Origin of the sequence: Aquamicrobium ahrensii (assembly GCF_040545755.1) — a bacterium.
Classification (GTDB): domain Bacteria; phylum Pseudomonadota; class Alphaproteobacteria; order Rhizobiales; family Rhizobiaceae; genus Mesorhizobium; species Mesorhizobium ahrensii.
This window is the reverse complement of record NZ_JBEPMN010000008.1, coordinates 147,961-162,470: the sequence shown is the minus strand read 5'-3', so window position 1 is coordinate 162,470 and position 14,510 is coordinate 147,961. Positions and strand designations below refer to the sequence as shown.

General features: G+C 64.6%; 13 protein-coding genes. 8 read left to right on the top strand and 5 right to left on the bottom strand.

The annotated features are described in order from the left end of the window. Positions 1–192: 192 nt before the first annotated feature. The 5 genes from ABID44_RS12240 to ABID44_RS12220 form a co-directional block, all read right to left on the bottom strand. A complete protein-coding gene (locus ABID44_RS12240; protein ID WP_354151987.1) occupies positions 193–1,449 on the bottom strand; it encodes a tyrosine-type recombinase/integrase in 1,257 nt (418 codons plus the stop codon). A 318-nt stretch (positions 1,450–1,767) separates the two neighbouring features. After that, positions 1,768–3,327, bottom strand: a complete 1,560-nt coding sequence (gene guaA / locus ABID44_RS12235) for a glutamine-hydrolyzing GMP synthase (RefSeq protein WP_354151986.1) — start codon at positions 3,325–3,327, stop codon at positions 1,768–1,770. A 72-nt stretch (positions 3,328–3,399) separates the two neighbouring features. After that, on the bottom strand, positions 3,400–4,032 hold the full coding sequence (locus ABID44_RS12230; protein ID WP_354151985.1) for a 5'-methylthioadenosine/S-adenosylhomocysteine nucleosidase: 633 nt from the start codon (positions 4,030–4,032) through the stop codon (positions 3,400–3,402). Further along, positions 4,032–4,490 carry a PaaI family thioesterase gene (locus ABID44_RS12225; protein WP_354151984.1) on the bottom strand — a complete coding sequence of 153 codons (459 nt, stop codon included), beginning with the start codon at positions 4,488–4,490 and terminating at the stop codon, positions 4,032–4,034. The genes ABID44_RS12230 and ABID44_RS12225 overlap by 1 nt, the downstream gene beginning before the upstream one ends. A gap of 121 nt (positions 4,491–4,611) precedes the next feature. Further along, a complete protein-coding gene (locus tag ABID44_RS12220; protein ID WP_354151983.1) occupies positions 4,612–5,244 on the bottom strand; it encodes an HAD family hydrolase in 633 nt (210 codons plus the stop codon). 244 nt (positions 5,245–5,488) lie between these two features. On the opposite strand from ABID44_RS12220, the gene ABID44_RS12215 reads away from it, so the two are divergent. From ABID44_RS12215 to ABID44_RS12180, 8 genes are all read left to right on the top strand, one after another. Then, the gene (locus ABID44_RS12215; RefSeq protein ID WP_354151982.1) at positions 5,489–6,889 is read left to right on the top strand and encodes an MATE family efflux transporter; all 1,401 of its coding nucleotides are present in this window, start codon (positions 5,489–5,491) and stop codon (positions 6,887–6,889) included. Positions 6,890–6,998: 109 nt separating this feature from the next. After that, a complete protein-coding gene (gene pncB, locus ABID44_RS12210; protein ID WP_354151981.1) occupies positions 6,999–8,303 on the top strand; it encodes a nicotinate phosphoribosyltransferase in 1,305 nt (434 codons plus the stop codon). A 9-nt stretch (positions 8,304–8,312) separates the two neighbouring features. After that, a complete protein-coding gene (locus ABID44_RS12205) occupies positions 8,313–9,728 on the top strand; it encodes a hypothetical protein (protein WP_354151980.1) in 1,416 nt (471 codons plus the stop codon). Positions 9,729–9,868: 140 nt separating this feature from the next. After that, a complete protein-coding gene (locus ABID44_RS12200) occupies positions 9,869–11,173 on the top strand; it encodes an ABC transporter substrate-binding protein (protein ID WP_354151979.1) in 1,305 nt (434 codons plus the stop codon). 32 nt (positions 11,174–11,205) lie between these two features. After that, entirely contained in the window at positions 11,206–12,084 is an 879-nt protein-coding gene (locus tag ABID44_RS12195; protein WP_354151978.1) for a branched-chain amino acid ABC transporter permease, read from the top strand. Then, positions 12,084–13,040 carry a branched-chain amino acid ABC transporter permease gene (locus tag ABID44_RS12190; protein ID WP_354151977.1) on the top strand — a complete coding sequence of 319 codons (957 nt, stop codon included), beginning with the start codon at positions 12,084–12,086 and terminating at the stop codon, positions 13,038–13,040. The genes ABID44_RS12195 and ABID44_RS12190 overlap by 1 nt, the downstream gene beginning before the upstream one ends. Then, the gene (locus tag ABID44_RS12185) at positions 13,037–13,762 is read left to right on the top strand and encodes an ABC transporter ATP-binding protein (RefSeq protein WP_354151976.1); all 726 of its coding nucleotides are present in this window, start codon (positions 13,037–13,039) and stop codon (positions 13,760–13,762) included. The genes ABID44_RS12190 and ABID44_RS12185 overlap by 4 nt, the downstream gene beginning before the upstream one ends. After that, entirely contained in the window at positions 13,759–14,466 is a 708-nt protein-coding gene (locus tag ABID44_RS12180) for an ABC transporter ATP-binding protein (RefSeq protein ID WP_354151975.1), read from the top strand. Before ABID44_RS12185 ends, ABID44_RS12180 begins: the two co-directional genes overlap by 4 nt. The last annotated feature ends 44 nt before the right edge of the window (positions 14,467–14,510 follow it).

Below are 14,510 nucleotides of genomic sequence, written 5' to 3'. Positions count from 1 at the left end.
TCAAACCGGAGGCATCTTGATGACCCCACGTTAAGGGGTCCCGTTTGGACGAAAATCACCCCTTAAACAGGGTCCTCATTCCATGAAAAATCACAGTCGAGGCCTGGCTTGAAGAGCGGCGTCGGGCTTCACGCGCCAAGGCTGTGAAGCCCGCGCCAGTTCCCGATGTGCAACTCCGCAAGACACGGCCTGTCAGGCATCAGGCTCGGGCGTAAGCAGGTCCATCCTCGGCGGATACAGGGTGGGCGAATATTTCTGGCCCGCGACCCAGGCATCCACGATGTTGGACCATTCCTGCATCATATGCCGGCGCTGATGCTCGTATTCGGCCTTGTTGTAGATGCCCCGTGACGACCGTCCATCCTCGTGCGCCAGGCATTTCTCGATCCAGTCGCTGTTGAAGCCGACCTCGTTCAACAAGGTCGAGCCGGTGCGCCGCAGATCGTGAACCGTAAAGGGCTCCAGCGGCAACCCTTCCTTCTTGGCCCGCTCCACAACCGCCACGGTGATCCGATTGAACGTCGCGCGCGACATCGGAGCGTCGGCGTCGTAGCGGGAAGGAAGGACGTATTTTGAATTCCCGGCGCAGGTCTTGAGGGCGATAAAAATGTCGAGCATTTGCTGCGACAGATAGACGTTATGAGGTTTCGATCGCTTCATCCGCTCTTTCGGAATCGACCAGACGGCGTTCTCGAAATCAACCTCGTCCCAGACCGCATCCTGCAATTCACTCTTTCGCACCATCGACAGCAGGAACAGTTTCATCCCGAGCCGGATCGTGGGCAAGGTCGCCACGTGCTCGAGCTGGGTGAGCATGATGCGTATCTCGGAGGGAGATAGAGATCGGTCCCTCGCTACGAAGGTTGCGATCGAAGACGGACCAACTTCGTCGGCCGGGTTAGAAACCTTCTCGCCGTGCAAAATCGCGAAAGCAAAGATCAGCTTCACGATATCCCGCACATGGAGCGCGGTCGCGGGCGCGCCGCGTGCCTTCACCTTCTCACACATTGCGCGCAGGTCTTCCGGCAGTATCTCGTTCAGAAGCCGGTTCCGAAAGGTTGGCAATATATCGCGCTCAAAAACCGTGCGGCGCATGGCCCGGGTGCTATCGGCCATTCGCGCATCTTGTAGCCAGCGCTCGCCAAATTCGCCGAAGCTCTTGGCTTCCTTGATACGCCGCTTCTCGCGCCGCTTTTCGAGGGCGGGCGAGATGCCATCCTGTATCATCAGCTTGGCTTCGATCAGCTTCTCTCTCGCGCGCGCCAGCGAAATGCCAGTTCGTCCGTATCTGCCAATGATCACCGTCTCCCGACGCCCGTTCAAACGGTAGTCGAAACGGAAGGTCAACGCACCGGTCGGCGAGACCAATAGGTACATCCCGTCCCGGTCCGTCACCTTGTACATTTTGTCACGTGGTCTCAATGCCTTAATGGCTGCGTCCGTGAGCATTTTTCCCTCCAAAACGAGATCAAAAGAGGAGAAGCCACCCAAAAAGTACGTCAGCCATTCTTGACCCAACTTCTGGGAATTTTTATCAGCATTTCCAATGTGTTATGGTCAAAAAAAAGTCCGTCAGCGGCTTTCATTCCCCTGACGGTACTTTCAAAAGATCAATTGAGCAAGTTAACAGGAACCGCCGAAAAGTCCGTCATCTGTAACGCATACCCCGCGATAGATGTCGAACCATTCAGAACGATTTATCATTTTATATCATTGACTTACAGAAAGTTATAGCGTATGTTTGGATACTGTCAGGATGGGCCTGAATCATTCCCACTCAATGGTGCCGGGGGGCTTCGAGGTCACGTCGTAGACGACCCGGTTGATGCCGCGCACCTCGTTGATGATCCGGGTGGCAGTGTCGCCAAGGAAGCTCATGTCGTAGTGGTAGAAGTCGGCGGTCATGCCGTCGACCGAAGTCACGGCGCGAAGCGCGCAGACAAATTCGTAGGTGCGCCCGTCGCCCATCACACCCACGGTCTGGACCGGCAGCAACACGGCGAAGGCCTGCCAGATGGCATCGTAGAGACCGGCCTTGCGGATTTCGTCCAGATAGATGGCGTCGGCCTCGCGCAGGATCTCCAGCTTCTCGCGGGTCACGCCGCCGGGGCAGCGGATGGCGAGGCCCGGGCCGGGGAAGGGATGGCGGCCGATGAAGCTTTCCGGCAGGCCGAGTTCCTTGCCGAGCACCCGCACCTCGTCCTTGAACAGTTCGCGCAACGGCTCGACCAGTTGCATGTTCATACGCTCGGGCAGGCCGCCGACATTGTGATGCGACTTGATGGTGACGGAAGGCCCGCCGGTGAAGGAAACGCTTTCGATGACGTCCGGATAAAGCGTGCCCTGCGCGAGGAAATCAGCACCGCCAAGCTTCTTCGCTTCTTCCTCGAACACCTCGATGAACAGGCGGCCGATGGTCTTGCGCTTGGTCTCCGGGTCGCTCTCGCCTTCCAGCGCCGAGATGAAGCGATCGGCGGCATCGACGAGGATCAGCGGCAGATTGTAGTGCTGGCGGAACATGGCCACCACGTCGGCTGCCTCGTTCTTGCGCATCAGGCCATGGTCGACGAGGATACAGGTGAGTTGGTCGCCCACCGCCTCATGGACCAGCAACGCGGCCACGGAGGAATCGACGCCACCAGACAGCGCGCAGATCACCTTCTTGTCGCCGACCTGTTTGCGGATCGCCTCGACCGCCTGCTGGCGATAGGCGGACATGGTCCATTCGCCCTTCACGCCCACGATGTTGCGCACGAAATTGGAGAGCAGGCGCGCGCCGTCCGGCGTGTGCACCACCTCGGGGTGGAACTGCACGGCGTAGAAGCGGCGCTTCTCGTCGGCGATGGCCGCGAACGGCGCGCCGCGCGATGTGCCGACCACTTGGAAGCCTTCGGGCAGGCCGGTGACGCGGTCGCCATGGCTCATCCACACCTGATGGCGGGTGCCCCTGGCCCAGACGCCGTCGAACAGCGCGCAGTCGGACTCGATCTCAAGGAAGGCCCGGCCGAACTCGCGCTCATGGCCGGCCTCGACCTGACCGCCGAGCTGCGCGCACATGGTCTGCTCGCCATAGCAGATGCCGAGCACAGGAATGCCGGTCTCGAACACGCGCTGCGGGGCGCGGGGGCTGCCGATGTCAACGGCCGAATGCGGGCTGCCGGAAAGGATGACGCCCTTCGGCCTGACACGGTCGAAGGCTTCCGCCGCGGACTGGAAGGGCACGATCTCGCAATAGGCGCCGGCCTCGCGCACGCGCCTCGCGATGAGCTGCGTGACCTGGCTGCCGAAATCGATGATGAGAATGGTGTCGGAGTGGTTCGTCGTCATGTCGGGCCTTTAAAGAAGAACGTCTGCAGACGCAATGATTTTGATGTCGCGGTTCGCCGCGGCTGCGGAACGTTATCCGAAAGGCATGGAACCGTCGCGCAGCGCGCGTTCCAGCGCCTCGACCGCACGGGCCAGCTTTTCATCGACGATGTGGAGGCAGACGGTCCAGTCGTCGACATGCTTCAGATCCGCCGCGCCATCGGAAATGCCGCGCAGGGCCACGAGCGGCAGTTCGAACAGCTGGCAGGCGCGCAGGCAGGCAAAGGTCTCCATATCCACCATGTCCTCGGCGATAGCCTCATAGGCCGCTCCTGAAACGATGGAAGCGCCCGTGGAGAGCGTCGCTTCCTTCACGCCCTTTATGCGCAAGGGCAGGGGCAAGGCGGCGGGCAGGGCGAGGAAAGGCGTCACGCCTCTGGCGAAGCCGAGCGGCGAAGCGTCCATATCGCGATAGGATACCGAGACGGCCTGATAAACCTCCGTCTGCTCCAGCTTTCGCGACCCCGCGGAACCCAGCGAAACGACGAGCTCGGGCAGGATGCCCGATGCCGCGCGCCGCGCCAGGTCCGCCCCGAGCCGCACGCCTGCCTCGACAGGGCCGACGCCGGTCATGAACGGCCTGAACAGTTTCTTGAGCGCCGGCCCGTATTCCGGCTCGGCGGCCATGACGAACAGCACCCGCCGGCCTGCGATCAATTCCTGCATCAGCCCTCGATCCCGTCTCGCCCGGCCACCGTCATCATGGTGCCGGTCATGGTGGCGATCAGCCGCGCCTCGCCGTCGGCGCCAAAGGCATAGGCCTGACCATCGGCCACGGTAATGGTTCGACCAGGCTTGGTGACGGAGCCGCGAAACAGGAAACGCTCGCCCTTGCCGGGCGCGAGCAGGTTCACCTTGAATTCGATGGTCAGCACGCCCGTGCTTTCCGGCATCAGCGAATAGGCGGCATAGCCGCAGGCTGAATCCAGCGCGGTGGAAATGACGCCGGCGTGAAGGAAGCCATGCTGCTGGGCGAGCCGCGCATCGTAGGGCATCTCGATCTCGACGATGCCGGGCGTCACCAGCGTCAGTTCCGCGCCGATGGTGGCCATCGCCTGCTGGCGCGCAAAAGATGCACGCACGCGCTCTTCATAGTCGGGGGGCGGCACGATCTTGGCTCCCATAGCCAATGTCTCCGTTGGGCTGGCTGCTTATCGCAAAGCCTTCAGCGGCAGGCAATCGGACAAAATGCGGCTAAGGAACGGACGTCGGAGCGCCCGCCGCTCCAACAGCGCCGTCGCCCGTTCAGAGACCGAGCTCGGCGCGCAACTGCTCGGCGGAGTTGACGACGATGGCGCCGGAGGGTCCCTCCGTGGGGCGCTCCGGCCAGAAGATGGTGCGCATGCCGGCCGCGAGACCGGCCCTAGCCCCGGTCCAGCTGTCCTCGACGGCCACGGCCTCGCCGGGATCGACGCCAGCAAGATAGGCTGCGCGCAGGAACGGCTCCGCAGCGGGCTTCGGATCGATGACGTCGTTGCGGCTGACGCTGCGCATGCCCGGATGGGACAGGCCGACGGCCCGTAGATTGACGTCCACCACCAGCCGGTCGGAGTTCGACACCACCGCCTGGTGGATGCCCCTGCCGCGCAATTCACCATAGATCTCCAACGCGCCGCGCCGCGGCGCCAGCTCTGCGACCAGCGGCATGTAGTGGCCGTATTTGTGCAGGATCCACTCATCGAAGGGGAGCGAGAGCCCTTGCTCGGCGCGCAGCATCTCGTAGAGCGGCCCGGCGGCGATGCCGATCGCCCGCTCCTGCAAATCGTCGGGCGGCTCGATGCCGAGTTCACGCAACGCCGCTTCCAGCGCGGCGTGATGCAGTGGCTCGCTGTCGACCAGCGTGCCGTCCATGTCCCAGAAAACCGCCTTTTGCCGCATGCGTGATCTCCTTTCGGCTTCTGCCGGAACAATTGGACAGATGCGCGCGCCTGACAAGACCATACCGGCAGGCTCGCTCCCGACTGTCCGATATCCGGCTGGATCAATCGACATGATCTGCAAGCCTCTTGCCTTGTCGCGGGCTTGCAGGCAAAAGACGACGTGTTTTCCGGAACATTCTTTCCGGAACTCTCGTGCGGCTTCCGGACATGCTTCCGACGCGCCGCGATCGGAAAGAACACCAATGTCTGCCATCGAAGCCGATGCACGCGCATCCGGACATCTCTGGCGCGAGGAAATCAGGGCGACGCTGGCGCTCGCCTGGCCGCTGGTTCTCACCAACCTCGCCCAGACGGCGATGACCGCCACCGACGTCATGATCCTCGGCCGGGTGGGACCGGCGACGCTGGCCGCCAGCGCGCTCGGCGCCAATCTCTATTTCGCACCGCTCATCTTCGGTCTGGGCCTGATGCTGGCGACCGTGCCGATGATGGCGCGTGAGGTGGGTCGCCGCCGCAATTCGGTGCGCGATCTGCGCCGCACCGTGCGCCAGGGCCTGTGGGTGGCCGTGCTGGTGGCGCTGCCGATCTGGGCGCTTTTGTGGAACGGCGAGCGCATCCTGCTGGCCATGGGACAGGAACCGGCGCTGGCGCGCGACGCCGGACACTATCTGCGCACCCTGCAATGGGGACTGCTGCCGTTTTTCCTCTATGTGGTGCTGCGGTCCTTTATCGCCACGCTGGAGCGGCCGGGCTGGGCCACGGTGGCGGCCTTCATCGGCGTCACCGTCAATCTTGTCGGCAACCTGGTGCTGGTGTTCGGTCATCTCGGCTTCCCGCGCATGGGCATCGTCGGCTCCGGCCTCGCCACCAGCATCGCCAACTTCTCCATGTTCCTCGGCATGGTGCTGGTGGTGACGCTGGACCGCCGTTTCCGCCGCTATCGGCTTTTCGGCCGATTCTGGCGCGCCGACTGGCAGCGCCTGCGCCAGCTTCTGTGGCTTGGCATGCCGATCGCGGCGATGATGGCTTTCGAGACGACGCTCTTCAACGCCGCCGCGCTCATGATGGGCCTGATCGGCGCTTCGTCGCTCGCCGCCTATGCGGTGGTGATCCAGCTTTGCTCGGTCTCCTTCATGATCCCGCTCGGCATCAACCAGGCGGCCACCGTGCGCGTCGGCATCGCCTATGGCGCGCATGACCCGGAAGCGATCGCACGGGCGGGCTGGACGTCCTTCGCCATGGGCGTCGGCTTCATGGCCCTGTCGGCGCTGGTGATGATGACGCTGCCGCGCACGCTGCTCGGCGCCTTCATCGACGTGGACAGCCCGGCGAACGCCGAGGTGGTGAAGCTGGCGATCGGCTTCCTCGCCGTGGCGGCGCTGTTCCAGATCGTCGACGGCGCGCAGGCGGTGGCGGCCGGCATGCTGCGCGGGCTGCAGGACACCACCATACCGATGATCTATGCCGCATTCGGCTATTGGGGCATCGGCCTGCCGCTCGGCATCGCGCTCGCTTTCCATTTCGGCTTCGATGGCGTGGGCGTCTGGATCGGCCTTTCGGCGGGTCTGGCCGTTGTCGCCGTGCTGCTTCTGACGCGCTGGCTGCGGCGTCGCCGGCTGCCGGCTTTCCGCGCCATGCCGTGACGCCATATTTCGGCTGCACATTCAAAGCGTGCAGCGCGGTGCAAAAATAGGTGCTAAGAGACGCGGCGCGGCATCTTTTCATCCGGAAGCGAAGGCAAGCTTCAAGCACATGACCAAAACCGATATTGCGCGGCGCGTCTATAACCATACCTGGAAGCTTGACCCGATCGTCCGCAGCCTGCTCGACACGGATTTCTACAAGCTGCTGATGTTGCAGATGATCTGGGGCATGTACCCCAAGGTCGACGCCACCTTCACGCTGATCAACCGGACCACCTCGGTGCGGCTGGCCGACGAAATCGACGAAGGGGCGCTGCGCGAACAACTGGACCATGCCCGCACGCTGCGCTTTTCCAAGAAGGAGATGATCTGGCTGGGCGGCAACACGTTCTACGGCCGCAAGCAGATTTTCGAGCCGGAATTCCTCGCCTGGCTGGAGGATTTCCAGCTTCCCGACTACCATCTGGAAAAGCGCGACGGCCAGTACGAACTGACCTTCGCCGGCCCATGGATGTACACCACGCTGTGGGAAATCCCGGTGCTGGCCATCATCAACGAGCTGCGCTCGCGCGCGGCGCTGCGCGAATACGGCCCCTTTGCGCTCGATGTGCTTTATGCCCGCGCCAAGGCCAAGATGTGGGCCAAGACCGAGCTGCTGAAGCAGCTTCCCGACATCAACATCTCCGATTTCGGCACCCGCCGCCGCCATTCCTTCCTGTGGCAACGCTGGTGCGTGGAAGCGCTGAAGGAAGGCATCGGCAAGTCCTTCACCGGCACCTCCAACGTCAAACTCGCCATGGACACCGACCTTGAGGCCGTGGGCACCAACGCGCACGAACTGCCGATGGTGCTGGCGGCGCTGGCCGGGGACGAGGCGGAGCTCAGGCAGGCCCCCTATCGGGTGCTGAAGGACTGGCAGCGCTACTATGGCGGCAATCTCCTGATCGTGCTGCCCGACGCCTTCGGCACCGCCGCTTTCCTGCGCGACGCGCCCGACTGGGTGGCCGACTGGTCCGGCTTCCGCCCGGACAGCGCCCCGCCCATCGAGGGCGGCGAGCGCATCATTTCGTGGTGGCGCGAGAAGGGTAAGGACCCGCGCCAGAAGATGCTCATCTTCTCCGACGGGCTGGAGGCCGAAACCATCGTCGAGACGTACAGGCATTTCCATGGCAGGGTGCGCATGGCCTTTGGCTGGGGCACCAACCTGACCAATGATTTCGAGGGCTGCGCGCCGGTCCCGACCACCCGGCTGAACCCGATCTCGCTTGTCTGCAAGGTGACGGAGGCCAATGGCCGGCCCGCCGTGAAGCTCTCCGACAATCCCGCCAAGGCCACCGGCGACGAGACCGAGATCCGCCGCTACATACGCATCTTCGGCAATGAGGAACGCGTCGAGCAGTTCGTGAAAGTCTGACCCCGCCCGATGCGCGCGAGGACAGGAAACGCATTCGCACTGGGCGCATTTCTGGCGGCCACCTTGCCGTCGCAAGCGCTCGCCCATGCATCGGATCGCGGCCACGTCCTGCTGTTGCCGACCGGCTATTATTCGCTCGGCGGCGCGCTTGCGGTGGCGGCTTCCTTTCTCGTGCTGGCCCTGGCGCCGCCGCGTCTTGTCGGTCAGATCTGGTCGAAGCGGCTGACGCTGTTCCCGCTCGGCGAGGAGATGCGGACGGTGACGAGCCTTCTGTCCTTCGCCGGCTTCGCCCTGCTGATCGCCGCCGGCTTCTGGGGCAGCCGCGATCCGCTCTCCAATCCGCTACCGCTGACCATATGGACGCTGCTGTGGGTCGGATTGACGCTGGCGCAGGGTCTGATTGGCGACATATGGGCGTGGCTCAACCCCTGGTACGGTCCTTGCCAGTTGGTCGGACGGTTGGCCGGACGGCTGGGCGTCGCCCCCAAAAAGATCGCCTTGCCCGAGCGGATCGGCCTGTGGCCGGCGGTGATATTGCTGTTCGCCTTCACTTGGTTCGAGCTGGTCTATCCGGCCCCCGACGACCCCGAAAAGCTGGCGCGGGCCGCCGGCGTCTACTGGCTGTTGAGTTTCCTGGCCATGCTCGCGTTCGGTCATGAGGAATGGAGCAGGCGCGGCGAGTTCCTCACCGTCTTCTTCCGCCTGCTCTCGCGCTTCGCGATTCTGGGCAGAGACGGCGAGGGCCGGCTGGCGCTGTGCTGGCCGGGCGCAAAGCTACTGGAGATCGAGCCCCTGCCGAAAAGCGGCGTGGCCTTCGTGCTGCTGGCGCTGTCGGGAGTGTCCTTCGACGGCTTGACGCATACTTTCTTCTGGCTCGGACTGATCGGCGTCAATCCGCTCGATTTTCCGGGCCGCACCGCGGTGATGTCATCCAGCACCATCGGTCTGCTGCTCAGTTTCGCGCTGCTTGGCGTCGCCTTCATGCTGGCGGTGCGCCTTGGCGACAGCATCGCCGGCTCCGCCCGCGCGCATGAAAGCGCCGGCCTGCTGGTCTGGTCGATCATACCCATCGCGCTCGCCTATCATCTGGCGCACTATCTCGCCTCGCTGCTGGTCGACAGCCAGTATGCGCTGGTTGCGCTGTCCGATCCCTTCGCTCGCGGCTGGAATCTGTTGGGCACGGCCCATATGCATGTCGAGGCCGCCATCACGGCGGGAGCGGGGGCGGCCTGGGTGCTCTGGAACATTCAGGCGGGCGGGATCGTCGCCGGCCATGTGCTGGCGGTTCTTGTCGCCCATATTCTCGCCTTCCGGCTTTATGGCGACGCGCGACGCGCCTGCGTCAGCCAGCTTCCGCTCACCCTGCTGATGATCGGCTACACCGTGTTCGGCCTGTGGCTGCTTTCGACTCCTTCGGCGGGCTGACCCCTATTCCCTTGCGTAAACCTTGTCTTGCAACATGCAGGCTTTGATGATTTAGCTTGCGCGCCTAAAATTCCGACGCCGCGAGCATGCCCCCACATTTCTCGCTCCTCCGCCACTACGCCAGAACAGGAAGTTCTCCCATGACTGATCGGAAAACGATTTCCGCAGCCGGACCGGCCCCGCTCAGCCGCCGCACCGCCCTCAAGGGCATGGCCGCCGCGGGCGGCCTGATAGCTGCGCCGGGCTTCGTGCGCTATGCACAGGCGCAGAGCTCCGCCCCGATCCGCATCGGCTTCCAGTGCCATCGCACCGGCATCGGCGCAGCCTATGGCCGCTGGTACGAGCGCACCACCGCCGCCGCCGTCAAACTCATCAACGAGGCTGGCGGCATCAACGGACGTCCGGTCGAGATCGTCATCGAGGACGACGGGACCGACGCCGGCCGTGGCGCGGAAGTGGTGGCCAAGTTCGCCAACCAGCACAAGACCGACATCGTCTACGGCACGCTGTTCTCGCATGTGGTGATCGGCTCGGCCCCGGCCGCCGGGGAGTTGAAAATTCCCTACTACGTGGTGAGCGAAGGCTACCATGTGGCCTCCGGCCAGCTCAACCGCTGGTGCCTGCAACCCGGCATCACCGACGTACGCGCGCAGGTCACCTCCATGGCCCCATGGATCGCGGCCAACGCCGGCAAGAAGGTCACCATGATCTATCCGGACTACGCGTTCGGCTACGACCACCGCGACTACCTGCCGCCGGCGCTGGAGAAGGCGGGCGCGGAGGTGGTGGCGAAGATCGCCATCCCGCCGACGGAAAGCTCGTTCACCAAATATTTCCCGCAGATCCCTTCCAGCACCGACGTGCTCTATCACGTCATGGTCGGCCCCGCCGTGCTCACCTTCGTCAAGGAACTCGGCGAGTTCTACGGCTCCAGCGGACCGAAGCTGTTCGGCTTCATCGATTCGCTTGAGGCGGTCGACATCAACAGCCCCGGCCTCGAATATCTGGACGGCAGCCATTTCTGGGAAGGCTCGCCCCGCTATGCGCAGGCCGATGACACTGACGCCATGAAGGCCTACCGCGCCGCCGTCGGCATCGACGACAACGGCGCTTCCGTAACCGATCCGCGCGATATTTCGACCGCCGGCCACATGTTCGGCTGCTGGGAGACCCTCTACGTCATCAAGCAGGCGATGGAGGCCAGCGGCTATCGCGGGCCCGAAGACCGGGCCAAGCTGGTCGAGGCGACGGAAGCGATCACCGCACTCGCGGAAGGGCCGGAGCATCCGCAGGGCGACAAGGTGTTCGACGGCAAGATCCACCAGGTCTTCGGCCACCAGTACATCTCGAAGCTGGAAGGCGGACGCCTCGACGTGGTGCACAAGACCGCCATCGAGGACAGCCGCTACGAGCCGGAAGCCGACTACACCACGCAGCCTTTCTGATGCCTCGAAGCGGCGCTGACGGATAGCGCGGCATGGGCTTCGGACCGCACCTGCTGCTGGCTGTTCTGGAAGGGCTGGTCACCTCCGCGGTGCTGGCCCTGACGGCGCTCGGCCTGTCGCTGGTGTTCGGGGTCATGCGCGTGGTCAACGTGGCGCATGGCGAGCTGTTCATGCTGGGCGCGGTGCTGGCATGGGCCGTCACCACGGCGGTCGGCGGCAGTCCGGCGCTCGGCTTCGCCGCCGCTCTCGTCATCGCGCCGCTGATCGTCGGCGCGGTGGCGGTGCTGGCCGAGCGGCTGGTGCTGCGCCGGGTGGACTATGACCCGGAAGCGACCATCGTCGCCACCATCGGCCTGCTCTATATCATCCAGCAGCTTGCGCTCACCTTCTATGGCGCGGACGCGCGGCCAGTGCCGCCGCCTTACAACATGCGCATCGCGCTGCCATGGTTCGGCTACTCGGCCTACAAGCTGTCGGTCATCGGGGCCTCGGCCCTGCTGCTGGCTGTCGCATGGCTGGTGCTGACGCGCACCCGCGCCGGCCTGATCATGCGCGCCACCCAGTATGACCGCGAGACCGCGCAGGCCTTCGGCATTCCGGTGGAGCGCGTTTATGCGGCGGTCTTCGCCATCGGGGCGATGCTGGCGGCGATCGCGGCGGTGCTGATCGTGCCAATCACCCAGGCGCATTACCTGATGGGACAGGACCCGCTGCTGCTTTCCTTCGCCGTGGTCATCATCGGCGGGCTGGGTTCGTTGCGCGGCACGGTCGTCGCGGCGCTTCTCATCGGCGTCTCCGACGGGGTGATCTCGATGTTCTTCTCTCCCACGCTCGCCAAGCTGATCGCCACGCTGGCGGTCGCCATGGTGCTGGTGTTCCGCCCGCAGGGCCTGTTCGGCAAGGCGATGTGATGACGGCGAACGCCAGGGTCTACGCGCTCCACATAGCGGTGATAGCAGCGCTTCTGGCGCTGAATTTCCTGCTGCCGGCCTATCATCACGGGCTGATGGCGCGCATCCTCGTGCTCGCCACCTTCGCCATGGGCTACAACCTCACCTTCGGCTATGGCGGGCTGTTGTCGCTCGGCCATGCCATGTTCTTCGCCGCCGGCCTTTATGGCGCGGGGCTCGGCATCCATCATCTCGGTCTCGGCGTGGCTTCGGCCTTCCTTGCGGCCCTTGCCTGCGGGGCCGTGCTGGCGCTCGCAGTCGGCCTGCTGGCGCTGCGCACCACCGGCGTCGCCTTCATGATCGTGACGCTGATGTTTTCACAGGCGTTCCAGCTCGCCATCCTCCATTTCTCCGCCTTCACCGGCGGCGATCAGGGGCTGGTGCTGCGGCCGCAGCAGCGCCGCGTCGAGACCGGGCTCGGCGCGCTCGACCTCACCGATCCCACGACGCGCTATCTGGTGGCGCTCGCCCTGTTCACCGTGGTGCTTTTCGCCATGCTTGCAACCGTGCGCTCCGGCTTCGGCCGCGTGCTGGTCGCCATACGCGAAAACGAGGAACGCACCCGCATGCTGGGCTACGACACCTTCGCCAACCGGCTGGCGGCGCTGGTGGGGTCGGGCGTCATCTGCGCCGCCGCCGGGGCCGCCTACGCGCTTTTGTTCGGCTATGTCGGCGCGAACTTCGCCTCCGTGCAATATTCGATCCTGCCGCTGCTTTGGGTGCTGCTCGGCGGGGCCGCAACCACGCTCGGACCGCTGGTCGGCGCCGTCTTCATGTACTACGTGGTCGACATCGCCAGCGGCTACACCTCCGCCTACATGCTGGTGGTGGGCGCGGCGCTCATTTTGCTGGTGCTGTTCTTCCGGAAGGGGCTGATCGGCACGGTTCGCGAGCACTGGGCGCGGTGGCTGCCATGACGCCTCTGCTGGAAACCCGGGGGCTCTCCCGCAATTTCGGCGGATTGCGGGCGGTCGATCATGTCGATTTTTCGGTGATGCCGGGCGAAATCCGCGCCATCATCGGACCCAACGGCGCGGGCAAGACCACCTTCGTCAGCCTCGTCTGCGGCCGCATCGCGCCGTCCGCCGGCGCCATCATCTTCGACGGCGCAGACATTACGACCTTGCCCGCGCATCGGCGCGTGCGCCTCGGCATCGCCTATACGTTCCAGATCACCAGCGTCTACGCCAACCTCAGCGTCTTCGACAATGTCGCGCTCGCCATGCAGCGCACGCTGGCCGATGGCCGCGCGCAGGGCCGGCTGCGCGCCGGCGTTATGGAGGCGCTGGAACGGGTCGGGCTGGCGGATCGCGCTTCCGCGACGGCCGGCCAACTCGCCTACGGCCACCAGCGCTTGCTGGAAGTGGCGATGGGCCTTGCGCTGAAGCCCCGCCTTATGATGCTGGACGAGCCGACGCAGGGGCTGGGCGACAGCGAGATCGAAAGCTTCATCGCGCTGGTGCGCGAGATCGCCGCCAGCGCCACGGTGCTGCTGATCGAGCACAACATGGATGTGGTCATGCAGCTTGCCCACCGCATCACCGTTCTGGAGGCGGGCAGGGTTCTGGCCGAAGGCGCGCCGGAAGCGATCCGTGCAGACGCGGCCGTGCAGCGCGCCTATCTGGGAGGCGGCGCATGAGCGACCTGCTCACCATCTCCGGGCTCGACTGCTTCTATGGCGAGGTGCAGGTGCTGTATGGGCTGGAGCTTGCGCTGCGCAAGGGCGAGGTCCTGTGCCTGATGGGGCGCAACGGGGCCGGCAAGTCCACGACGCTCAAGGCGATCATGGGACTGGTCAAGGCCCGCGCCGGCTCCATCCGCATGGGCGACGTCGAGCTGACCGGCCTAGCCGCGCATGAGACGCCGAAGCAGGGCGTCGGCTATGTGCCGCAGGGCCGTCGCCTGTTCGCCGAAATGACGGTGCGGGAAAATCTGGAGATCGGCCTCAATGCGCGGGGCAAGGGCGCGAAAACGCTGGAAAGCGTGCTTGGCCTCTTTCCGCTGCTGCGCGAACGGCTGAAACAGCAATCCGGCACGCTGTCCGGCGGCGAGCAGCAGATGCTGGCCATGGCCCGCGCGCTCTGCCTCGAACCGGAAATCCTTCTGCTCGACGAGCCGACCGAAGGCCTGATGCCGTCGATGATACAGAAGATCCGCGAAACGGTGCTGGCGCTGCGCGAGCGCGGCGTCTCCACCATACTGGTGGAGCAACGTGCGGAAGCCGTGTTGGCGCTGGCCGACCGCGTAACCTTCATCGAGAACGGCCGCAGCCGCCAGACGGTGACGAACGCGGAGCTGAAGGCGGACCCGTCCGCCTTCCGGCGCTATGTGGGCATCGGCTGACGCTTTGAATAGCATCGGGATAATCCGAAAACCGCGTACACTTT